Here is a 23,185-nt window from a genome sequence, read left to right on the forward strand (position 1 = left end):
ATTGAAGATTTAACACTTGAAGAGGTTATGGGCGACCGCTTCGCAAGATATTCAAAATCAATTATTCAAGAACGGGCCCTTCCAGATATCAGAGATGGTTTAAAACCCGTTCAACGAAGAATACTTTATGCCATGAATAAGGATGGCAACACGTATGACAAGGGCTTTCGTAAATCTGCTAAATCTGTTGGTAACGTCATGGGTAACTTTCACCCCCATGGTGATAGTTCAATCTATGAAGCCATCGTTAGACTTAGCCAAGATTGGAAGTTGCGGGAACCATTAATCGAAATGCATGGTAACAATGGTTCAATGGATGGAGATTCAGCTGCCGCAATGCGTTACACGGAAGCTCGACTTAGCAAAATCTCAACAGAAATGTTGCGCGACATTGACAAGGATACAGTTGATTGGGTATTGAATTTTGATGATACTGAATATGAACCAACCGTATTACCTTCTAGGTTTCCCAATCTGTTAGTTAATGGTTCCACAGGGATTTCAGCCGGTTATGCCACGGATATTCCACCTCACAATTTAGGTGAAGTCATCGACGCAATTTTATATTTACAAAAGCATCCGGATGCTAGCCTCGATGAATTGATGCAATTTATCAAAGGACCTGATTTTCCAACTGGTGGAATTGTTCAGGGAATTGATGGTATTAAAAAAGCCTATGAAACTGGCCATGGTAAAATTGTGATTCGATCAAAGACCACTATCGAGAATCTTCGTGGTAACAAATCACAAATTGTGATTACCGAAATTCCATACGAAGTAAATAAAGCTCAATTAGTCAAAAGAATTGATGAAATTAGACTAAATAAGAAAATCGATGGAATTGCTGAAGTTCGTGATCAAAGTGATCGAGAAGGTCTCTCAATTGTTGTCGAATTAAAACGTGATGTTGATAGTCAGGGTGTCTTAAATTATTTATTGAAGAATACTGACCTACAAGTTTCTTATACGTTTAATGTGGTCGCTATTAATCATATGCGTCCCGAAAGATTGTCATTACGGACTGTTTTGACTTCCTACTTAACATTCCAACAAGAGATTGTTAAGAAGCGAACTCAGTATAGTTTGAACAAAGCATCTAGTCGCCAACACATTGTTGAAGGGTTGATCAAAGCTTTATCCATCCTGGATCAAGTAATTAAAACAATTAGAGCTAGTAAAAACCGAAAAGACGCTCGTGATAATTTAGTTCACGAATATGAATTTTCTGAAAATCAAGCTGATGCAATTGTTGCATTACAACTTTACCGATTAACTAATACTGATGTAACTGATCTTGAAAATGAGTCTAAAAAACTTTCTGAAGAGATTGCCGAATATACCAAGATCCTAAACGACGACAAGGAGCTTAATCGCGTTCTTGCCAAGGAGCTTAAAGCTATCGGTAAAGAATATCGAAATGATCGAAAGACTGAAATTCAAGATAAGGTCGCTGACATTAAGATCAATACTGATGTTATTGTTCCCGATGAAGACGTTATGGTATTAGTATCACACGACGGTTATATCAAGCGAAGTAGTCTTCGATCATTCACCGCTTCAGCTGATGAATCAGGGTTGAAAGATGATGATTACGCAATCTTCACTAAAAAGGTAAACGCGCGTGATCACTTGTTCATGTTTACAAGTCAAGGTAACTTGATTTATCGACCAGTCTTTGAAATTACTGATGTGAAATGGAAGGATACTGGTGAGCATATATCTCAATCAATCGGTTTAGATATCAACGAAGAAATTATCGCTACTTACAGCTTTACTGATCTTAAAGCTGCTGGCTGCTTCTTGATAGCTACTAGTGATGGATATATTAAACGGGTTAACTTTAGTGACTTAATTCCAGGAAGAACATATAAGAAACATGCATACACATATGTTAAGATGAAGACAGATGATGCCAGTGTGGTTTCAGTTAATTTCATTGATGATGCTCAGAAAGATCAAGAAATTTTGCTTGCTTCCAAACGTGGTTTAGCACTTAGATTCTCAATCAACGAAGTATCAATGTATGGCCCTAGAACTAGTGGGGTTAAATCTATGTCCTTAGCAGACGATGATAACGTAACCGACTTGGCAATCGTCAGTGAGTCTGACACGTTAGGATTTATCACTCAGCGTGGTTCGTTTAAGAAGATGGCGGTATCAGATGTGCCTGTTACGTCAAGAGCACGTAAGGGAATCAATATCCTTCGTGCATTGAAGGCAGAACCACATGAAATCGTTGATTTCACTGTATTACCATCAGCAAATGATCCATTAGAAGTGATCACATCGAGAAGAAAGTTCCACGATATCATTCCTAGTGACTACTCATTAGGTGGTAGGTACTCTAATGGCTCTTTCGTTGTTGACGTTCAGACAGAAGGAACTCCAGTAGTAATCAGACCTAAAACACAAGAAATTTCTATCGTTTAATTAAGAAAGATTAAATTTAAGGATAATGTTTGATAATCCATTATTTTGGCATTATAGTAGTTATAACAAATATTTATGATGTTAATTTTATTTTTAAGGAGAGTCAATGTGAAAACTACACAAGAGAATATATTTTCATCCAAAACCCTGACTTACTTTTTACAACTATCAGAAACTATGAACTACACGCAAGCTGCCCAAATCCTTGGAATTACTCAGCCAGCGTTAACACAACAAATTAAGAAACTTGAACGGACTGTGGGAACCAACTTATTTTATTCAGTAGGTAAGAAATTAAAAATGTCTGATGCTGGTTACATTATGCTTAAAGCAACCCACCAGATTTATGACATTTTGAACCAAGCCACTGATGAGATTCAGACGACTACAAGTTCAACCAATGGTGAAATCAATTTAGGAATCTTAGCTTCAATTGAAACTAAGGTCTTCGAAAAATTCGCTCTACAACTTTACAAAGAAAATCCTGACTTGGTCATTAACTTTCATATGTTGACCAGAAAAGAAATTTGGGAAAGTTTAGAAAACAACAAAATTGATTTAGCAATTATGTACTTGCCTGATGAATCAATTAAAAACTGGAAACCTTACAGTTCTCAAAAGATCATTTCAGATGATTTATGGTTGATCCATCATAACGAGAAAAATGCCGGTAAGAAGAAGATTAAGCTTAAAGATGCTAATGATCGTGGTTGGGTCGTTTATCCAGCTGAGTATTACTTAAGCATCGCTATCAAGGAAATCTTTAAGAACAACATGGTTGATGCTCCTAAAGTTCAAGCAAGATTTACTATGCCAGAACAAATTCTAAACTTTGCTGTTCACGCTGGTTTAAACACTGCTTTGCCAAAGTCTTACTTGCTCAATGTTGATTTAGACAAGTTAAGAGAAAAGGGACTTTACACTGCTGAATTAGAGCCAAACGTTGATTTCGATTTAGAATTTGTGTATCGTAAAAACAAGAACGAAATTCCTCGAATTGGTCGTTTCCTCGATAAGTTCAATGCATACCTTGAAGAAAAAGACTATATTTCGAGATTAACTGAAAAAGACGAATAGGGAGATTTTTATAATGAGTAAAGAATTAATTTTTGGTCATTCAAATCCTGATACTGATGCGATTGTGGCCGCAAAAGCATATTCATATCTACAAAACAAGCTTGGTTACGACACTGAAGCAGTTGCTTTAGGCGAACCAAATCCTGAAACTCAATTCGTGTTGAATTATTTTGACGAATCAACCCCTAGAGTTATCAAAGAAGCTTCTTCAGAAGTTGATGAAGTAATGTTAGTTGACCACAACGAAAATCAACAAAGTGTGAGTGACATTGATAAAGTAACTGTTACTCATGTTGTTGACCATCACCGTATCGCTAACTTCAGTACTACATTGCCTTTGTACTATCGTGCTGAACCAGTTGGATGTACCAGCACTATTTTGACTAAAATGTTTGATGAAAACAAAGTTGAAATTCCTGCTCAACTTGCTGGTTTGATGCTTTCAGCAATTATCTCAGATACTTTATTGTTGAAGTCACCAACTACTACTGATGATGACAAAATTGCTTTAAAGACTCTTGCAGAAATTGCTGATATCGATGTTGATAAGTATGGTATTGAAATGCTTAAGGCTGGTACTAATACCGATGCTAAGAGTGATAAAGAGTTAATCGATTCAGATGCTAAATCATTTGATTTAGGTGGTAAGAGTGTTCGCATCGATCAAATCAACGTTGTTGATTTTGATGATATTTTAAAGCGTAAGTCAGACATTCTAAAAGCTATGTCCGATGAAGCTAGTGCTGAAAATTATGATTTATTCTTAGTATTAGTTACCAACGTGTTGAACAGTGATTCTAAGCTTATCGTGCTTGGAGAACCTAAAGATGCTGTTGAATCTGCCTTTAATGAAAAAATTAATGACGACATTATGGAACTTCCAGGAGTTGTTTCTCGTAAGAAACAAGTCGTTCCACAATTAACTGATGCAATGGTTAAGTAATTGTAAAGGAGACTGCTAATGGCAGTCTCTTTTATTTACTATTCATCTACTTTCATTATAATGATAATTAGTTGTGTACAATTTAATCGTTTTTTGCATGGAGGTAAGATAATGGATAAATCAGATTTAAAAAAGAAATTAACTGATGAACAGTATCGAGTAACTCAAGAAGCCGCTACTGAAGCTCCGTTTACTGGCCAGTATGATGATTTCTATGAAGATGGTATATATGTTGATGTTGTATCTGGTGAGCCACTATTTTCATCCACGAATAAATACGATGCCGGCTGTGGTTGGCCATCATTTACAAAACCAATTGATAAAGATAAGATAAATAACAACATGGACTTATCTCATGGCATGATTCGTGAAGAAGTTAGAAGTAAGGAAGCCAATTCTCATTTAGGACATGTCTTTCCAGATGGTCCTAAAGATCAAGGCGGCAATCGTTTTTGCATTAATTCAGCCGCTTTGAAGTTCATTCCAGTTTCTGAATTACGCGATGCAGGCTACGAGAAGTACCTACAATTATTTACAAAATAGACATAAATACAAAGGAGGTTGATTGATTTGACTGAAACAGCAATTTTTGCCGGTGGATGTTTTTGGTGCATGGTCAAGCCTTTCGACGAAATGCCCGGAATTGAAAAAGTTGTGTCTGGCTACACAGGTGGCCACGTTGCTAACCCCACGTATGAACAGGTTAGCAGTCACACCACTGGACACACAGAGGCAGTTAAAATTACCTTTGATCCTGAAGTTATTAGCTATAGAGATTTAGTGCAGATTTACTGGCAACAAACTGATCCAACAGATGCGATGGGACAGTTCCAAGATCGCGGCGATAATTATCGACCAGTCATCTTTGTCAAAGATGATGAGCAAAGAAAGATTGCCGAAGAATCTAAACAAGCGCTTCAAGAAAGCGAAATGTTTGATAAACCAATCGTTACTAAGATTGAAAAAGTTCAACCTTTCTATGATGCCGAAGAAGAACATCAAGAGTTCTATAAGAAGGATCCACTACGTTTTGAACTCGAAGAACGTGGTGGCCGTGAACAATTTAAACAGCAACATTGGAATAATTAAGCAAAAAACACAGATGAAGTGATCTATAAATCACTTCATCTGTGTTTTTATTTAGTCATTATTTTCATCATGTAGGTTGTCCAATGCGGCTCGTTGCTTAGTATCAACAATATGAGTGTATAGACTAGTTGCCTTGGTCGAAGATTGACCCAATTGAGTGGCCACAAGACGTTCGTTATTAGTTTGTAAGTAAAGCTTCGAAGCTAATGTATGACGTAACTTATGAGGCGTTATACGAACACTATTAAATGCTTGAGAGTATTTACCAACTAATAGTTCCACTGTTGCTGTAGAAATTCTTCTGGGTCCCTCAGTCCCCTTTGTTAAAAAAAGGGCAGGGGTGTTTGTGGTAGCCATGTATCTTTGATTCCTGATCAATAGGTAAGGTTCTATATACTTAATAACCCAGCTTGCAATGGGAACAGCGTCCCATTTACCACCTTTACGACGAACAGAAATGGTGTTTTTTGTTAAATTCAGGTCTTTAAAATTAGCATTGGTAAGTTCAGACACACGAATTCCAGTACCAAGTAATAAAGCATTAATGGCAACATCACGTTCTTTATCACGCTCATACATCTTTAAGATACGTTTACCAGTTATTTGCTGTGAATACTCAGATTGAATAAAGTCTAGATAATGGACATCAGTGTCACCAAGCATTAACTTATCTTTGATATTATTGGCTCTAGTTTGATAAGTTTCACTATCTTGTACAAGATTGATTTTCTTCATCACGTTACGGTAAAAATAAGGCTCACCATCGTCGTTTTCTGATTCCACAGTTAAGTACCTAAAAAGTGCGGATAAAGCGTTTAAAGAGCGATTTACGGTACTGTGTGCCAGTGTACTTCGTTTATCAGAAGAATTTTCTTTAGATCTATTTAACAGATAGGACTTGTACAATTCCATATCTTGTTTTTTCAAGTGCTCAAGATCGGTTAAAGAAACATCAGCAATCTTATTAGCAGAGGTGATACCAGTATCGATTAACCAATTAAAGAAGCGATTAAATTCATTCAAGTATTGGTAAAGCGTGGCTGGAGAGAGTGGAATCGTTGATTTTTCAATATAATAATCATTAACATACGCCGGTAATGAAGAAATTAATTGTTCATTGTGTTTAATATAATCATTTTTACGCATTTTAAAAACTCCTAAAAATTGAAGATTTTTGGTGGGGCTTCTTTTCTTTTTAATTATAACTTGATAAAACTTATATTTTACTAATTTAATTGTATCATACAAAATGCGTAAAACCAATGTATTTACTAGGATTGATAGGCTCAGTTTTATAAGAGCTAGGACATTTTTAAACGATGTTAATTTCTGCAACTAAATGGCTTTATCTCAATATCATAATTGGTACCGCGGACTTAGGTTTCAAATATATGTCTGATCCTGGTTCGTCCGGAGCCATCTGTTCCTATAGTTTTATATAGTATTGAAGAATTGTTAATTGAGACTATCTTAAGGACATAAGTTAGCAAAGATCCTCAATTAATACCCAAATTGCTGATTCATCGGTGCTTCATGGGAATAGCAAATCTATCTGCATTTGAGACGTTATATAAACGCGTTTTGACGACATGTTTAATCAGTAGACCATCACTTTATCCAGATAATGAATCACTTCATTAGACGATTATTTAAAACAATGTTCATTTGTGAGAATATGATATGAAGTCTAACCAAAGAATATTTACGTTAGCAAGCAACAGTTACATTTTTAAATAGTATTCAGCATATGTAGCGATCAATACAGGCCAGATCGTTAATGATTCATCAAAATGAATTTGAAATCAAAGTCGATAATAGAATTTGGATTTAACATTTAAGCAATATTTATTAAAAGTCGATTTGTTTTGTTGATGATACTATTTAAGTCATAAAAAGTATAAGAGTAAATATTCATTCAAAACAAAGAATCCGCCTTGAACCACATTAATTTTTGCTAACTATATACTTCGTATAATATATATTATGTAAAGTAGAAAATGTAAAACTAAATATATCTGTTTTCTTGCTGTCCCCTTACAAAAAAATCCCTAAATCCTATTCTATAGAATTCAGAGATTAATTGTCTATGAAATTAATTATTCAATTACATCATCACAACTGGTCGACCAGACGCTGTCCAAGCTGTAGAAATATCAGCCAAACTAAACTTATTAACGTTTAACTGCAAGTTACCTTCAGCAGCATAAGCATATAATTTTGGTAGTTCGTTTTGTAGATACTTCATAAAGTCCTCTCCTGAGAAACTACCAATTCCAGAACCAACTATAGTTAAATCACGACCACGAAGTAGCTGTGACGCCAAATTAATTTCGGCACCAGCCATTTGACCGATTGTCACGTAGGTCAACGGCGTAACCAATTTAATACGACTAAGTGCATTAAGAATAATTTCGGCTGGATGTCCCCATAAATAATCAACAATGACACTAAATGAAGAATTAGCATACAAATCTTTGATCTGTTTTTCAATCTCCTTATCATCATCGGTCAATTTGATAACTTCATCAGCACCCATTTTTTTAAGTTCTGCTAACTTGGATTCACTTCTACCAGTGGCAATAACTTTACTTGCACCACGATATTTTGCCATTTGAACGGCCATCATACCAGTAGAACCAGTTGCACCGTTAACTAAAACGACGTCGCCAGGCTTAACTTTACCACGAAGAGTTAATGCAATGTCTGATCCCATTAACACATTGGGCATTGCCGCGGCGAGTGCTGGATCTAAGTTGTCAGGTATTGGAACTAACTGGTTCTTATTCACAATTGCCTTTTCTGCCATCATTCCAGACAATCCCATAGCAAATACTAGTTTACCGTCATCTGTTCTGACCACACCATCCATACCCATAACTGCAGGCAAAGGATCAAAATTGGTGTAATGCTTACCAGCTGCCTTACCAATATCCAATCTCTTGATCGATGACGCCACTGGAGTAACAATAATTTGATCCTCGTTGTGAGTTGTAGGATCTTCAATATCTTGATATACAGGAACTTGCCCATATTCATTTAATACTGCTGCCTTCACTAAATTCACCCCATCATTCACCCTTGAATTGTCATTATTCAAGCGGAAAATTTTATTACAAGTATATTATGTTACTGAATGAATGACATTGCAAAGCATTTAGAACTTAGCACCATGATCAATTAAGGGAGCTAATAACTATCGATAGTTGTATAATACAATTATTCAAATTGCATTATACAATAAGCCTATAAATCAGTACTTATCACTTATGCAAAAGAACACCATTAATACTGTCGTATTAATGGTGTTCTGACATAATTATTTAACTATTTTATCTTTAATACGGGCAAATTGTGATGATTTTAAAATCGTATATACGATACCCATTTGAATTGGTGTCATAATTAATTCCTTGAGTCCCCGAGTCGCTATCAAGGCTATAAAAGGTGTTTGATACATTAATGAAATCCATAGTGTATTTAAAAGTAGATTTACAAATATGCCAATTAATAATTGTGCAACGACTACTCTAGTTAATTTAACTGGTCTATCGTACAATAACCAGCCATAAATTAGCGCGCCTAGAATTGCTGATATCGTGAAGCCAACGTTATACACTTGACCAGATATCAAAGTACCAATAATATCAGTTAAACCGGCAACTGTCGCTGACCATATTGGCCCGTACAAATAACTAGCCATGACAACAACAATGAACCCAGCGCCAATCTGTATCGACTTGGTACTAAATGTTAATCGATCGGCAATCAACCCCAATGCCATGATGATTCCTAGCATTGCTACATCAAACGTGTGAAGCTTAGAAAACCTAAAAACTGAAGCCATAATAATGCATCTCCTCAACGGAGCTCACCAATATTGGGAATTTAAAGATAAATAAATTCGAACGGTGAATGCGGGTATAGCACCGCAAGTAAAGAATTACTTTTCGTTCAGAGTTCACATTCCGTTCCTCTGACACTTAACGCGCTATATCCTACCCCAAAATTTTAATTCGAAGATAAGTATATCACAGTAAACAAAAACAACCATAAATTAATTATGGTTGCTAAATACATTTTTTATAATTCGTCTTTTTCAAAATCTCTAAGCCAGGCAAGAGCCAGAGCTTTTTCACCCAAATGAGTACCAATGACCGGTCCAAAGTAACTTCTTTCAATCGGAATATCAGGGTACTGCTCATGAATGGTTTTAGCCCATTCTTCACCAGATTTAGGGTCATTAGCATCTAAAATTAATGCTCTTAAGGGATAATCAAGTGTTTTTTGAGCTTCAGCAAACTTTTCTTCGACTCGTCTAAGGGCTTTTTTGCGTGATCTAATTTTTTCAATAGCAATAATTTCATGACTATCGTTATCAAACGTCAATAATGGCTTAATCTTTAACAAACCACCGATAAATGCTGAAGCGTTCGAAAGTCGGCCACCACGAACCAAGTTTTGTAAGTCATCAACAACAAAAAGTTCGTCATATGTGGAACGTAAGTCATTCAAATAAGCAATAATTTGTTCAGGAGTTCGGCCTAATTTTGCCATTTTACTAGCTTGAATAGCTAAGTAGCCCATCAATTTAACAGTGATTTGTGAATCATAGGGAATCACTTTGATTTTTTCTATGGTTGGGGCAATCGTTACTAGCGAGCTATACATACCAGAAATGGTACTAGCTAAATGGATACTAATTACGGCGTCATAACCTTCGTCTGCAAGTGAATTATAAACATCGATCATTTCACCGACTGGAGGTTGTGAAGTGCTAGGAAATGATTTTGAAGTTGCCAATTTTTCATAAAACTCTTCATTAGTAATATCAATTCCTTCTTTGTATTCTCTACCATCAATAATTAATGGTATTGGTACGACCGTAATATTATATTTTTCAACTTCCTCTTCAGAGAGGTAAGCTGTACTATCAGTTACAATTGCAGTTTTCATTTTTCACCCATCCAATATTGTTTTAGCTTCGGTTAATGCTATTATCTAACCGATTAATTAATATTTTTAATAATCTGGTTTCTTCTTCTGTCCAACGATTAAATACCGCTGTTTTTTGCTCTTCAAGCTGTTCACTGACACTATGACTAACGTTGACGCCATTTTCAGTAACAGAATAAATCAGTTGCCGTTTATCATCACCAATTGGTACTTTGATAATCATCTGCTTGGCTAACAATCTTTTTAATTGTCTTGATAAAGTAGAAGTATCAAGTTTGGTTACTGCCGAAAGTTTCTCTTGGGTATTCTCACCGCTAATAATATTTTGAAGCAGACGCCATTCAGCAAGAGTCAAATTACCCTGTTTAATAATTCTAACAGATTTTTCAGTATATGCATTAGCAGAATCAATTAATCCATCCAGAATTTCTTTCATTACGTGCCTCCTGAGACAATGAATTACTTAAAACAAGCATTATTCCTTCGCAGTCACTTAAATTTAGGATATACTAGAGGTTGCAGTTTTTATGCATAGAAAGGAAGTGGAACTATGTCATTTGATGGTTCATTCACTCATTCGATGGAAAAGGAGCTAACTTCGCTATTGGTAACAGGCAGAGTTAGCAAGATCAATCAACCCTATCCTAACGAACTTTTACTTACAATCAGAGCTCATAGTAAAAATCACACTGTTTTATTATCAGCAAATCCTAGTTATGCTCGGGTACAAATTACTAAAATTCCAGCCGCTAATCCTGCGGTTCCAAATAATTTTACCATGGTCCTCAGAAAACATCTGAGCGGTTCTATTTTAACTTCAGTTAATCAACTGGATAATGATCGAGTATTACAATTTCACTTCTCAGGCCGCAACGAAATTGGTGACCAAACTTCATTAATGCTGGTCGTTGAGATCATGGCTAGACATAGTAACGTTATTTTAGTTGATGAAACTACCAACAAGGTAATCGATGCTATTAAACGAGTTGGTTCAGATGTTAACCGTTATCGAACTTTACTTCCAGGATCAACTTATGTTAATCCACCTAAGCAAGATCTATTAAATCCTTTCACATTAACCAATTTTGAAATGATTCAAAAATTGATTATTCAATATCCAAATGTCGATGTCCTAGCTGAACAGCTTAGAAGCACTTTACAAGGTCTTGGTAACGATACTTCACTAGCTCTTGCTCATGAGCTTCATCAAGAGGGAAATTTAGCAGATAACTTTAAGAACTTTTTTAAGAAATTTGATGAACCCACCCCTGTTCTTAGTGAACTTGATAATAACAAAATCAATTTTACCGCATTTCCATATCCTGATACAGTTGAAAATAAAACTTTTTCAACCTTAAGTGAATTGTTAGACGCATTTTACGCTTCAAAAGCGCAACGAGACCGTGTTCGCGAACAAGGTGCAGTCTTAATTGCAGTTGTGCGCAAACAGCTTAAAAAGAATCGAAATAAGCTAAAGAATCTCGATAAGGACTTGAAACAAACCGAACACGCCGATTCATTTAGAATTCAGGGAGAAATTCTCACTACCTATCTAAATCAAATCGAACGTGGTTCTAACAATATAGAATTACCAAACTTCTACGACGATAATAAACCTATTACTATTCAGTTAGATAATAGTATTTCGCCATCTGAAAACGCACAAAAATACTTCAAAAAATATCAAAAGCTAAAGAATGCCGTTAAGTATTTGCATGAGCAAATCGAAATCACTCAGTCTGAAGTTGATTACTTTGAAAGTATTCAAAGTCAAATTGAATTGGCCAATCCTGAGGACTTGGTTGATATCCGCCTGGAACTTGAACAAGAAGGATATCTGAGAAACCACGATCAACACAAAAAAGCCAAAAAGAACCGCCAAAAAATCAGCAAGCCAGAAAAGTATGTTTCTAGTGATGGCACAGAGATTTTAGTCGGTAAAAATAATCTACAAAATGAAAAATTGACGATGCATACTGCTGATAAACGTGAGACTTGGTTGCATACTAAAGATATTCCAGGTTCCCATGTGATTATCCGAAGCTTTGATCCTAGTGAAGAAACTATTACTGAAGCTGCTAACTTGGCCGCGTACTTCTCTAAAGCTCAAAACTCAACTAAAGTTCCGGTAGACTACACCAAGGTTAAAAACATCAGAAAACCTAATGGAACCAAACCTGGTTATGTGATTTATGATAATCAAACGACCTTGTTAATTGATCCAGATGCTAATTTGGTTGCCAAACTTCGTCAATAGTCTATCTGAATTATATAGAAACAATTATTTTGAATCATTTGAAAAAATTGATAAATAAAAATCCGTGATTATTTAAATCACGGATTTTTTTATTTAGTCTAGTTGATAATTTTCAAAATTTTGGTAACTTATCTTCGCACCGATTTCCTGAGCAATCGTGCCATCAGTCAAACTAGACTGCAGAGCTTCGAATGGAAAAACTGCATTCAAATATGCAAATCGCTTATGCGTAAATGAACGTAATTCTTCTTCAATTAATACAGTACTATCTATGTTGAGGTACTTCTTAACTAACAATGAGATCCAATCAATTCCAGTGACTTTACTTAAAAATGTTGTTTCAGTTATAGTCATTGGCCGAATTCCGATACACTCAAACTCATCATCATGCTTGTTATAAAGCACCTGAACTAATCCTTGCCAATCGTTAGGATTGATTTCATTGATGGCTAGATTAACCAGTCTAGAAGCATCTTGCTTCCAATTAGTCATCGGAATCTGTATTTGTGTTAGAAATTTCAATTTATTCTTACCCTGAGGATTAGAAAAACTAACAGTCGTGATTGGAATGACATTTTCCCCATCAATAAAGAAATCCACCGCGTTAGAAACTGTTCTTTCATTGAATTCAGAAGTCTTTTGATCAGGTGGTAAGATAACTACATTTAAATCATCGAATTTTTTCAATTGGTTAGATAAGAAATGTCGGTTACCTGGAAGAAAAATAACATCAGGATGTTCTAGGTTCACGATACTTAAAATATTACCAAGTTGAATTGGTTCGATGTACTGTTTATCACTAATGCTTGGAGCCAAAGAGACCGCATTAGGATTGGTATTCATGATAATTGTTTTGTAACCAGTCTTCCTGAGCTGTATCAATATTTGCGCAGTATAGTAATCAGCACCTGTGTTAGGCCCAAGTTGGTTGCCGCCTCGGCCAATAACCAAGGCGACTTTACTGTTCTCAAATGGATGACTCTCGTTCTCGTTTTCATAACTTGAATAAAATACATTCGTATTGTTGATCAGCTCACCGCCAGTGGGTTCGATGCCCTTAAAGGTGATCTTATGACTGACATTGCTATTCATTCTGATGATAGTCGAGATGCTGACTTGCCATAGTTCCGCCAGCATTCCATCACCAAATCCATATCGATGTCCGACTTCAATTGAATGCTCAGATAAAGGATGGTCAATAACATAATCCTGCGCTTTGAGGAGTTGATTCAACTTATAAAAATAGAATTTATCTACTTTTGTTAGCTCAGATAACTCATCAATTGAAAATCCTCTTCGTAAAGCTTCCATAAGAATTAGCATCCGACTCGCCAACGGATGAATCAATTGGTTGATCAGTTCATCATCGTTCACCTTAGAAACACTTGGTAAAATATCTCTGGGAGATAATTGAGAACTATGCAGAGCCTTAATGATAGCCTCTTCAACAGTTCTACCAACTCCAATTGTCGAACCAACTGATTTCATAATGGTATTAAGGTGCTGATCAACATCTTCAATGTCTTCAAACGGCCATATTGGAACTCTAACCACGATATGATCGGTGGTTGGTTCCATAATACCCATAAACTTATTGTAACGACTAGGGAGCTTAATTTCGGTCAATGAATAACCCAGTTCAAGAAATGTGGCTACATACGACAGAGGATAACCAGTTGCCTTAGCTGCTAGAGCAGTATTTCTGGTGAAGTAAGGACTAACTTTAGTAACAAAGTGACTGTTTTCCATTCTGTGTTGAGCAAACTGCACGTGACAAGTGCCTGTAATACCTAGAGCATCCATAATTCGAAACGTTGCAGTTCGTAAACGTTGATACTCTTCGTTTAATAACGTTTGAGTAGGAGCAAATATAATCGAATCACCAGAGTGAATTCCGATGGGATCCATATCTTCCAATCCAGATACTAAAACTTTGTTTCCTTGTGCGTCACGAATACCAACCATTTCGATTTCTTTGTATCCCACAATACTTTGCTCAATAGAGCAGCGTTTAATATAAGTTCTCTTAAAACTCACCTCAAGCGCTTCTTCTAGTTCCTCTGTATTATTACAAATGAACCGACTTGTATCGTGGTTAGGAGAAATCGGCTTAACGATGACTGGGAAATCAACTTTGCGAACAAAATCGATGGCTTCGTCTTCATTGGCAACAATCACAGATTCAATTGTTCGTTCATTGATTTGAGTTAATGTCCGTTTTAATTCGACGTTTTCTACGACCTTAGACAAGTTGGTATCTCGGACCCCGACCAAAGAAACATTATTTTCAGCCAAAACACCACTTTCAGATAACTGCCAAGCGATTTGCATCGCTTTTAGGCCACCATTGGTGGGCATGATTGCATCTGGATGTTCCCGCTCAATAATATTTACCACGTTGGTGAAATTAACTTCTAGTACGAATACGTCAGCTGCCTGAATCTCTTCAGCCATGACTGAAAACGGATTGTTATCGATCAGTAAAATTTTGGCACCTGTTTTACGCAATGCCGATAGTCGTTCTAGTCCAGACGCATCAAATTCATTTTCGATGCCAACATTGGTTGGTCCACTGCCGATAATCAAAACTTTTTTAATATCTAGAGGCATTGTTTTCCCTTCTTCTGGCCATGATTTCTATAAAGTCATCGAATAAGTCAACACTATCTTTAGGTCCTGGCGCTCCATCAGGTGAAAATTGAACTGAAAACGCAGGATAATCTCGATGTCTTAATCCTTGAACCGTGCCATTAATTAAATCAATGTGCGTAATATAGAGGTTGTCATGATCGATGGATTGCGAATCGACAACATATCCTTGTTCTTGACCTGAATAAAAAATTTCATTAGTAATAATTTCTCTAATTGGATGGTTACTACCGTGATGCTCAATCGGTAACTTTTCGACATTAGCACCATTCGCCATGGCAAAGAGTTCATGACCCAAACCAATCGCAAACATAGGAACAGTTTGTTGAACTTCACGAATCATATCCAAAACAGAATCCGGTAAACTAGCAGGATTACCAGGCCCAGTGGATAAAACAACTCCGTCTGGATCTAGGTCTAGAATTCGCTCACTTGAAAAATCTGCTGGAACAACCGTAATGTTACAATTTCTCTTCGATAATTCTCGAAGAATACCACTTTTCAATCCAAAGTCGACAACGATGACATTGTCACCATCACCAGGATTTGCATATGGTCTGGCGGTAGCAACTTGAGATACCTGTTGATTAGTTAAGACGGTTGCATGTAACTGATCAAAAGCATGTTCGTCATCAACGTCGACAATACTGGCCTTCATATTTCCAAACCTATGTAGATGATGAACTAATTCACGGGTATCAATATCATAGAGGCCCGGAATCTTATGCAATTTTAAATAACGATCAAGCGAAATACGCTTGAATTGATCTGTTGTTAAGTTTTCATATTCCCGTACTATCACACCTTTAGCAGTTGGTAATACGGATTCATATGCGTTTTGAGCCAAACCAGTATTTCCAATCGACGGCTGGGTAAATACAATAATTTGGTTATGATAAATTTGATTAGAAATTATTTCCTGGTAGCCATTCATCGTTGAATTAACAACAATTTCACCGGTCGTTGTAGAAGCCGCACCGAATGCTTTGCCACGGTATGACGTGCCATCTTCAAGAATCAAATATCTATCTGCCATACCACACCTCGTTTGTAATAATTATTTAGTAAGTTCAACCGCATCACGATCATCAACTTCTTCAACCATCACACGAATCTTTTCTTTTTGTGAACTTGGAATGTTTTTACCAACAAAATCAGCTCGAATAGGTAATTCCCGATGACCACGATCAACTAATACTGCCAAGTTGATAGATTTGGGGCGACCTAGATCCATCACTGCGCTAAGTGCCGCTCTCACAGTTCTGCCAGTGTATAAAACGTCGTCAACTAAGATCACACGTTTATTTTCAACTGAAAAATTAACCCCATTATTAGCAATGCGAACTTCAGTACTCATAGAATCATGTTCTATGTCATCGCGATAATTAGTAATATCAAGTTCCCCAACTGGAATCGTAACATTTTCCAACTGTTGTAGGCGATTGGCAATTCTGGTCGCTAGAAAAATTCCTCGTGTCTTAATGCCAATCAAAACAAGGTCATCAACACCCTTGTTACGTTCAACGATTTCATAAGTGATTCTAGTTAATGCTCTTTGCATCGCCATTTTATCTAATATAATTTTCCCCATCGTATCTGCTCCTTAAAAAGTAAGTTCTAATTCAGAATAATTTATATTAAAGATTTATGTCACATCGGGATTTCGGTTGCGGCCAATTTTTTGAGTTGTTTCTCAAAAAAATCAGGAAGAGGTGCTGAAAAAATCATCAACTCGCCAGTTTTCGGATGCTCAAATCCTAACTCCTGTGCATGTAAAAATTGCCCATGATCACCGACAACTTTCTTCGGCCCATACAGTGGGTCACCTAATAATGGATGTCCAATATACTTCAAGTGTACCCTAATTTGATGAGTTCGTCCCGTCTCTAATCGACATTCGATCAAAGTGTATTTTTCAAATCGTTTAATCACTGAAAAATGAGTAATCGCTGGTCGACCATCATCCACTATAGCTTGCTTTTTCCGATCACTCTTTGATCGACCGATTGGGGCATTGATGACACCCTGGTCCTCTTTAATTGTTCCATAGACTAATGCAACATATTTTCGTAAATTCTTTTGCTCTTTCAGTTGAGCTGACAGTTCAGCATGAGCTTGATCATTTTTAGCTACCATTAACAGTCCTGAAGTATCTTTATCGATTCTATGAACAATTCCTGGTCTAAATTCGCCATTGATCGTCGACAATGGGCTGTGAGCTAATAAGCCATTAACCAGAGTGTGATTTTCATGTCCAGCTGATGGATGCACTACCATTCCAGAAGGTTTGTTGACCACAATAACGTCACTATCTTCATATACGATATCCAGGTCCATTTTCTCTGGTATTAGATCAATTTCTTGAGGTTCTTCGTTAACGATAGTTATTTTATCGCCAGCAGACACTTTATATTTAGGTTTCACCACCGCTTCATTAACCGAAACGCTACCTTCATCACTCAATTTTTTTGCTCGTGACCTAGAAATACTTGGTTCTATCTCAGCGATGACTTTATCAATTCGCCCAGTTTGATCAGTTACTTGTAATTTTATCATTAATTAATCCCTTACAATCTTAATCGCAAGAATAATAATTCCAACGGTTAAAAACATATCTGCACAGTTAAAAATCGGAAAGTTGATAAAATCCAATTGGAACATATCAACTACATATCCATTTAAAATTCTGTCTATTAAATTACCTAAAGTTCCAGCTAATAGCAAAGTTAAACTAATCTGGTAGACCGTCTGTCCTTTAAATTTGAACAAATAATAAATTATGAATGCGGCAGCAACAAGAGCAATTACCACAAACAGCCATCTCTGACCTGTCAACATACTCCATGCAGCACCGTCATTGTTTAATCGTGTGATAGAAAAAACACCACTGATTACGGAGTTGACCTGACCAAGTTGCAAGTGACTTACGACCTGACTTTTTACTATCTGATCAATTCCGATTAGTAAAGCACTAATCAATACATATATAAATGGCATAATATTCCTCTCTAGAACAATCCTGTAATTTTGCCATTTTCATCAATATCCATATTCAAAGCAGCTGGATGAGTTGGCAAACCAGGCATAGTCAATACTTTTCCAGTCAAGGCAACAATAAAGCCCGCTCCTGAACGAATCAATAAGTCAGAAACATGAATGGTAAAGTCTGTGGGAGCGCCCAACACTTTAGGATCATCAGTGAATGAATATTGAGTTTTAGCCATACATACAGGTAATTTGTCATAACCCATTTTCTTGATTTTCTTTAGCTGAGTTTTAGCCTTGCTAGACAATTCTACATGGGCCCCACCATAAATCTTGGTGACAATTTTATCCATTTTAGATTCGATACTGTCGTCCGCTTCGTAAACTGGAGTAAAATCTTTTGATTCGTTGACTGCAGAAAGAACTCCCTTGGCTAAATCGATAGCGCCTTTACCACCCTTGGCAAAGTTTTCAGAAATATAGGTCGATAATCCCAAATTATCTTTAATTAACTTGGTCAATAATTCAACTTCAGCGTCGGTATCCGTATTAAATTTATTGATAGTAACAACAACTGGTACATTAAATCTACACATTGATCTAACATGACGGTATAAATTAGCAGCTCCCTCTTCAAGAGCTTGTAGATTCTCTGTAGTTAACTCGTTTTTGTCCATGCCACCATTTAGCTTTAAAGCTCTAATCGTAGCTACAACTACAACACAATCTGGTGTCTTACCCAGTTTAGGAGTAACGATATCCATGAATTTTTCAGCACCTAAATCAGAACCAAAACCGGCTTCGGTCAATGCAATATCTCCATAATGCATTGCGGCTTTGGTTGCTAAAATACTGTTACAACCATGGGCGATGTTAGCAAATGGTCCTCCATGAATAAAAGCTGGAGTATGTTCAATTGTTTGAACCAAATTTGGTTTGATTGCGTCTTTTAGTAGTAATGTTAGTGCCCCTTGAACCTTTAAATCGCGAACATAAATTGGTTCACGATCATATGTATAACCAATTAAAATATTAGCAATTCTTTCTTTTAAATCGATGAGGTCCGTTGATAAACAAAGAATGGCCATCAACTCACTAGCAACTGTGATATCAAAACCATCTTGGCGAGGAACTCCTGAAGTACGTCCGCCTAGTCCAACAACAGTTTGTCTTAATTCACGGTCATTAACGTCTAGTACCCGTTTCCACTCGATTTGTCTAGGATCGATATTTAATTCATTACCATGATGAATATGGTTATCGATCAATGCAGCTAGTGTATTATGCGCCTCAGTAAGTGCGTGAAAATCACCAGTAAAGTGAAGATTGATATCCTCCATAGGAACGACTTGAGAATATCCACCACCAGTGGCTCCACCCTTCATACCCATGACTGGTCCAAGAGAAGGCTCTCTTAGAGCCAACACAGGATTTGCACCAAGTTCAGTCAATGCATCACCTAGACCGACGGTTAAAGTTGTTTTTCCTTCTCCGGCAGCTGTCGGATTGATTGAAGTAACAAGCACCAATTTACCTTGATTATCATCAACGTTTTTTAAAGAAACTTTGGCTTTATAATGGCCGTATGGTTCTAAATCTTGGTTTTCAATACCGATTTTCTTTGCAATTTCACTAATTGGTTGTAATTCTGCATTTTGGGAAATCTCTACATCACTTTTCAAATTAATTCCTCCTCTTGTTTTGCGCCTCAGCAATTAAACTGCTGATTTCAATTACTGAATTAGAAGGTAAAATAAAACTATATATTTTACCCTGGGCAACAAATCCTAACTGGTATTTATTTGTTTGCACATTGGTAATTTCATCTAAATCAGCGACTAACCACTTGGGATTAATGATTCGTCCCACGACTAAGGTGCCATCTTCAATGGAAATCTTGCGAAAATGAATTTCTGACCAACTAATGAAGGCAAACATAACGAAACAGGCTAATGTAATCCATTGAAAATGAGTGATCTCTAACCAAATAATTACTCCGATAAAAAATACTGCTAACGTCCAACTCCAACAGATAATACTGCTTAATGGGTTGGGCTGATATAAAAATCGTCTTTTTTGCGTTATCATGTTTTTAAAACTCCTTAGGAAGTGAGACCTTATTAATGATTAAACTATATACTGATGCTGCAGTAAACAGAAAATACCAAAAAAGTGCTGCAGGAATCTTAATTATTAAAAATTCTAAACAAATTCAACTATCGAAGCCGTTGTCTACAACTGATAATCACGAAGCAGAATTTCAGGCAGCTTTACTTGGATTCCAACAAATTAGTCAAACTAATGAATCAGAAATTATCTTTTTTTATACGGATAGCAAAATAGTCGCTGAGGCCATTGATAAACAATATGCTAAACATTATCAAACATATGTTGATCAAATAATTGAGATTCAATCAACCATTGGCACCGTAATTACTGAATGGATTCCAGATAAAGAAAATAAAGGAGCCCATAATTTAGCATTACAGGCTCTTCATCATTTGGAACGAATATAGGTATCGACTGGTTTTGTAAATAATTCTAAAGCTTGTGGCGCCGTTTGGAAAATAATCCAATCGGCAATTTTTTTGCCAATGATCGGTCCAGTTGTAAGTCCTGATGAACCTAACCCACCAGCCACAAAGACATTTAGCTTTGGCGTTAATTTGCCAAAGAATGGGGCAAAATCAGATGTATACCCTCTTGTTCCAACCCGAATTGCAACCTGAGTTGCTGAATTCAATTCTGGAATGAACTTACTGCCACTCTCAGTTAGTTCCTCAATTTCGTTTTCAGTTGGCTCTAAATCAAATCCTTGATCATTTTCATGAGTGGCACCAATAGTAACAATACCATCTTTGAATGGAATAATATCATTTTCAGATTCCGGCATCATAACTGGTAAACGATCAGTATTTTTATCAGTAAGTCGAAAATCGACTAATTGTCCCTTTTGAGGTCGGATATCAACTTCATATCCCAGAGGTGTCAACAATTCTTTCAAAAATGCTCCAGGAGCCAACACCAAATAATCAAATTTTGATCTCTCATCGCCAAGAATGACTTCGTTATTATTTGAAATTTTCACTCGGTGCTTAACTGTGGTCATTCCGTTACCTTCAGCTGCCGAAATCAAGTGATTTACTAGCTTTTGACCATTAATTTTAGCGCCACCAGATACGTAAATTCCTGATTCGTCACAATTTACGATTGGCATGATCGCTTCAATTTCGTCTGCAGTTAATTTTTTGACAGTGCCGATGGCTTTGGTATCTTGCAATCGACTCATCGCCAAATTGTATAAATCGTCGACGGCCGCATCATCTTTTCGAGTAACAATGGTTCCCGTTTGCTCGTAAATATTTTCATCCAAATTAGCATCGTCAACTAATTGTTCATAGAACTCGGCACCAGCAGAAGCTAAATTATACCACCGTTTATTTCTTCTTTTTGACAACCATGGTGAAATAATTCCAGATGCCGCCTTGGTTGCTTGGCCATGTGAATCATCAAATAGTGTGACCTGCAAATCAGAATCTTGTGCTAAATAGTATGCAGCGGTGGCACCAATAATTCCACCACCAATAACAGCAACTGTTCTCATAGCGGCCTCCTATTTACGATTGTGGTTTCTTTGTGCCCAAAATTGGAAATAATCCGTTCTTAAGGCACCGTTGTATAATTTACGTTTTTTGGTAGCCTTTTGACCATAATACTTTTCAAAGTCCAAATCAGAAGTGATGATATATTTTGACCAATCGGTTAATGGGGCAAATGCTTGGCCCATTTGACGGTAAAGCTGGTGAACTTGTTCTTGTTCACTCATACGTTCACCATAAGGTGGGTTGGCAACCATTACTCCACCAGTTAAATCAGTTTTAAAATCAGCAATGGCAACTTGTTTAAATTGAATGTCTTGGGTCAAACCAACTTCACGAGCATTAGTTTTAGCGATTTCGATCATTGAGCCATCAATATCAGAAGCATGAATTTCTAACGGTGTGTCATAATCAGCTAAATCATCAGCTCGATCACGTTCATTTTCAATGATACTCTTATCCATAAAACCAAATTGTTCAAATGCAAAATCTCGATTGAAGCCAGGAGCAAGATTTCTACCAATTAGTGCGGCTTCAATTGGTAATGTACCTGAACCACAGAATGGATCCCAAAAGGGCATGTCTTTGTGCCAATTAGTTAAGAGAATCAATGCGGCAGCCAAATTTTCTTTTAATGGCGCAGTTCCTTTTTCAACTCTGTATCCACGTTTAAACAAGGATGATCCAGTAGTATCCAATGTCAAAATGACATGATCTTTGTTAATTGCGACTTCTAATGGATACTTGGCGCCAGTTTCTGGCAATCTCGTAGTTCGATGATACACATTAGAAAGTGAGGTTACGATGGCTTTCTTAGTGATAGCTTGGACATCTGGCACACTGTGTAACGTTGACTTTTGAGATTTTCCTTCAACAGGAAATGCTGCGTCCATTGGTAAATAGTTTTCCCAAGGAATAGTAGCAGTTTGATCAAATAGTTCAGTAAAAGATTTTGCTTCAAACTCATCCACGATGATTTTGACACGATCTGCCACTCTCAACCAAAGATTAGTTCTGACGATATCAGTTTCATCTCCACTGAACCTTACTCGACCATTTTCGGTCTGAACAGTATAGCCCATATCCTTAAGCTCATTCGCCACAAGTGATTCAACACCGGCAGCACACGTTGCAATTAAATTAAATTTCATATATATCTATCCCGATTCTTTTTTTAATTATTTTTAGGTAATAAAAAAGTGG

The 23,185-nt window shown here is 36.7% G+C and carries 21 protein-coding genes and 1 riboswitch; of the genes, 7 read left to right on the top strand and 14 right to left on the bottom strand.

Going from position 1 to position 23,185, the window contains the following annotated elements:
• Positions 1-27 precede the first annotated feature (27 nt).
• The 5 genes from parC (at position 28) to msrA (ending at position 5,539) form a co-directional block, all read left to right on the top strand.
• Positions 28-2,430 (top strand): DNA topoisomerase IV subunit A, encoded by a 2,403-nt coding sequence (gene parC / locus O0236_RS05250; protein ID WP_372791790.1) that lies wholly within the window; start codon positions 28-30, stop codon positions 2,428-2,430.
• Between the two features lie 108 nt (positions 2,431-2,538).
• Positions 2,539-3,507 (top strand): LysR family transcriptional regulator, encoded by a 969-nt coding sequence (locus tag O0236_RS05255; protein ID WP_268913058.1) that lies wholly within the window; start codon positions 2,539-2,541, stop codon positions 3,505-3,507.
• Positions 3,508-3,520: 13 nt separating this feature from the next.
• The gene (locus O0236_RS05260) at positions 3,521-4,450 is read left to right on the top strand and encodes a manganese-dependent inorganic pyrophosphatase (protein WP_268913059.1); all 930 of its coding nucleotides are present in this window, start codon (positions 3,521-3,523) and stop codon (positions 4,448-4,450) included.
• Positions 4,451-4,561: 111 nt separating this feature from the next.
• Entirely contained in the window at positions 4,562-4,993 is a 432-nt protein-coding gene (msrB, locus tag O0236_RS05265; RefSeq protein ID WP_268913060.1) for a peptide-methionine (R)-S-oxide reductase MsrB, read from the top strand.
• Positions 4,994-5,020: 27 nt separating this feature from the next.
• Entirely contained in the window at positions 5,021-5,539 is a 519-nt protein-coding gene (gene msrA / locus O0236_RS05270; protein ID WP_268913061.1) for a peptide-methionine (S)-S-oxide reductase MsrA, read from the top strand.
• 51 nt (positions 5,540-5,590) lie between these two features.
• Here msrA and xerS read toward each other — a convergent pair whose 3' ends face one another.
• The 5 genes from xerS to O0236_RS05295 all read right to left on the bottom strand — a co-directional run bounded on the left by xerS (position 5,591) and on the right by O0236_RS05295 (position 10,928).
• A complete protein-coding gene (gene xerS / locus O0236_RS05275) occupies positions 5,591-6,685 on the bottom strand; it encodes a tyrosine recombinase XerS (protein ID WP_268913062.1) in 1,095 nt (364 codons plus the stop codon).
• Between the two features lie 958 nt (positions 6,686-7,643).
• Positions 7,644-8,594 (bottom strand): quinone oxidoreductase family protein, encoded by a 951-nt coding sequence (locus tag O0236_RS05280; protein ID WP_268913063.1) that lies wholly within the window; start codon positions 8,592-8,594, stop codon positions 7,644-7,646.
• Between the two features lie 261 nt (positions 8,595-8,855).
• On the bottom strand, positions 8,856-9,383 hold the full coding sequence (locus O0236_RS05285; RefSeq protein ID WP_268913064.1) for a folate family ECF transporter S component: 528 nt from the start codon (positions 9,381-9,383) through the stop codon (positions 8,856-8,858).
• Between the two features lie 60 nt (positions 9,384-9,443).
• A riboswitch (THF riboswitch) is annotated at positions 9,444-9,544 on the bottom strand.
• Between the two features lie 75 nt (positions 9,545-9,619).
• Positions 9,620-10,492, bottom strand: coding sequence for a DegV family protein (locus O0236_RS05290; protein WP_268913065.1), 873 nt, complete (start codon positions 10,490-10,492; stop codon positions 9,620-9,622).
• 22 nt (positions 10,493-10,514) lie between these two features.
• Positions 10,515-10,928, bottom strand: coding sequence for a MarR family winged helix-turn-helix transcriptional regulator (locus tag O0236_RS05295; protein ID WP_268913066.1), 414 nt, complete (start codon positions 10,926-10,928; stop codon positions 10,515-10,517).
• Between the two features lie 114 nt (positions 10,929-11,042).
• Between O0236_RS05295 and O0236_RS05300 the strand changes: the two genes are divergently transcribed.
• Entirely contained in the window at positions 11,043-12,749 is a 1,707-nt protein-coding gene (locus O0236_RS05300) for an NFACT RNA binding domain-containing protein (RefSeq protein ID WP_268913067.1), read from the top strand.
• Between the two features lie 93 nt (positions 12,750-12,842).
• Here the strand turns inward: O0236_RS05300 and O0236_RS05305 are convergent, their stop codons facing one another.
• Genes O0236_RS05305 through O0236_RS05335 form a run of 7 tightly spaced genes read right to left on the bottom strand, consistent with a single transcriptional unit; the run spans position 12,843 to position 20,471 of the window.
• Positions 12,843-15,359, bottom strand: coding sequence for an ATP-grasp domain-containing protein (locus O0236_RS05305; RefSeq protein WP_268913068.1), 2,517 nt, complete (start codon positions 15,357-15,359; stop codon positions 12,843-12,845).
• Entirely contained in the window at positions 15,343-16,434 is a 1,092-nt protein-coding gene (locus O0236_RS05310) for a carbamoyl phosphate synthase small subunit (RefSeq protein WP_268913069.1), read from the bottom strand. The genes O0236_RS05305 and O0236_RS05310 overlap by 17 nt, the downstream gene beginning before the upstream one ends.
• A gap of 21 nt (positions 16,435-16,455) precedes the next feature.
• Entirely contained in the window at positions 16,456-16,989 is a 534-nt protein-coding gene (gene pyrR, locus O0236_RS05315; RefSeq protein WP_268913070.1) for a bifunctional pyr operon transcriptional regulator/uracil phosphoribosyltransferase PyrR, read from the bottom strand.
• 59 nt (positions 16,990-17,048) lie between these two features.
• On the bottom strand, positions 17,049-17,954 hold the full coding sequence (locus tag O0236_RS05320) for an RluA family pseudouridine synthase (protein WP_268913071.1): 906 nt from the start codon (positions 17,952-17,954) through the stop codon (positions 17,049-17,051).
• 3 nt (positions 17,955-17,957) lie between these two features.
• Complete coding sequence (lspA, locus tag O0236_RS05325) at positions 17,958-18,395, bottom strand: signal peptidase II (protein ID WP_268913072.1); 438 nt, start codon at positions 18,393-18,395, stop codon at positions 17,958-17,960.
• 11 nt (positions 18,396-18,406) lie between these two features.
• Positions 18,407-20,065 carry a formate--tetrahydrofolate ligase gene (locus O0236_RS05330; RefSeq protein WP_268913073.1) on the bottom strand — a complete coding sequence of 553 codons (1,659 nt, stop codon included), beginning with the start codon at positions 20,063-20,065 and terminating at the stop codon, positions 18,407-18,409.
• Between the two features lies 1 nt (position 20,066).
• On the bottom strand, positions 20,067-20,471 hold the full coding sequence (locus O0236_RS05335) for an EbsA family protein (protein WP_268913074.1): 405 nt from the start codon (positions 20,469-20,471) through the stop codon (positions 20,067-20,069).
• Between the two features lie 35 nt (positions 20,472-20,506).
• Between O0236_RS05335 and O0236_RS05340 the strand changes: the two genes are divergently transcribed.
• Positions 20,507-20,899, top strand: coding sequence for a ribonuclease HI family protein (locus tag O0236_RS05340; protein ID WP_268913075.1), 393 nt, complete (start codon positions 20,507-20,509; stop codon positions 20,897-20,899).
• Here the strand turns inward: O0236_RS05340 and O0236_RS05345 are convergent.
• Positions 20,881-21,987, bottom strand: a complete 1,107-nt coding sequence (locus O0236_RS05345; RefSeq protein WP_268913076.1) for an NAD(P)/FAD-dependent oxidoreductase — start codon at positions 21,985-21,987, stop codon at positions 20,881-20,883. The genes O0236_RS05340 and O0236_RS05345 overlap by 19 nt on opposite strands.
• Before the next feature lie 9 nt (positions 21,988-21,996).
• Positions 21,997-23,133 carry a THUMP domain-containing class I SAM-dependent RNA methyltransferase gene (locus O0236_RS05350; protein ID WP_268913077.1) on the bottom strand — a complete coding sequence of 379 codons (1,137 nt, stop codon included), beginning with the start codon at positions 23,131-23,133 and terminating at the stop codon, positions 21,997-21,999.
• Positions 23,134-23,185: the final 52 nt, after the last annotated feature.

Origin of the sequence: Lentilactobacillus sp. SPB1-3, assembly GCF_026913205.2 — a bacterium.
Lineage (GTDB): Bacteria > Bacillota > Bacilli > Lactobacillales > Lactobacillaceae > Lentilactobacillus > Lentilactobacillus terminaliae.

Coding starts and splice junctions, on each gene's coding strand:
- parC (WP_372791790.1), top strand. CDS start 28: ATGGGCGACCGCTTCGCAAGATATTCAAAATCAATTATTCAAGAACGG.
- O0236_RS05260 (WP_268913059.1), top strand. CDS start 3,521: ATGAGTAAAGAATTAATTTTTGGTCATTCAAATCCTGATACTGATGCG.
- msrB (WP_268913060.1), top strand. CDS start 4,562: ATGGATAAATCAGATTTAAAAAAGAAATTAACTGATGAACAGTATCGA.
- xerS (WP_268913062.1), bottom strand. CDS start 6,685: ATGCGTAAAAATGATTATATTAAACACAATGAACAATTAATTTCTTCA.
- O0236_RS05285 (WP_268913064.1), bottom strand. CDS start 9,383: ATGGCTTCAGTTTTTAGGTTTTCTAAGCTTCACACGTTTGATGTAGCA.
- O0236_RS05290 (WP_268913065.1), bottom strand. CDS start 10,492: ATGAAAACTGCAATTGTAACTGATAGTACAGCTTACCTCTCTGAAGAG.
- O0236_RS05295 (WP_268913066.1), bottom strand. CDS start 10,928: ATGAAAGAAATTCTGGATGGATTAATTGATTCTGCTAATGCATATACT.
- O0236_RS05300 (WP_268913067.1), top strand. CDS start 11,043: ATGTCATTTGATGGTTCATTCACTCATTCGATGGAAAAGGAGCTAACT.
- O0236_RS05305 (WP_268913068.1), bottom strand. CDS start 15,359: ATGCCTCTAGATATTAAAAAAGTTTTGATTATCGGCAGTGGACCAACC.
- O0236_RS05310 (WP_268913069.1), bottom strand. CDS start 16,434: ATGGCAGATAGATATTTGATTCTTGAAGATGGCACGTCATACCGTGGC.
- pyrR (WP_268913070.1), bottom strand. CDS start 16,989: ATGGGGAAAATTATATTAGATAAAATGGCGATGCAAAGAGCATTAACT.
- O0236_RS05320 (WP_268913071.1), bottom strand. CDS start 17,954: ATGATAAAATTACAAGTAACTGATCAAACTGGGCGAATTGATAAAGTC.
- lspA (WP_268913072.1), bottom strand. CDS start 18,395: ATGCCATTTATATATGTATTGATTAGTGCTTTACTAATCGGAATTGAT.
- O0236_RS05335 (WP_268913074.1), bottom strand. CDS start 20,471: ATGATAACGCAAAAAAGACGATTTTTATATCAGCCCAACCCATTAAGC.
- O0236_RS05340 (WP_268913075.1), top strand. CDS start 20,507: ATGATTAAACTATATACTGATGCTGCAGTAAACAGAAAATACCAAAAA.
- O0236_RS05345 (WP_268913076.1), bottom strand. CDS start 21,987: ATGAGAACAGTTGCTGTTATTGGTGGTGGAATTATTGGTGCCACCGCT.
- O0236_RS05350 (WP_268913077.1), bottom strand. CDS start 23,133: ATGAAATTTAATTTAATTGCAACGTGTGCTGCCGGTGTTGAATCACTT.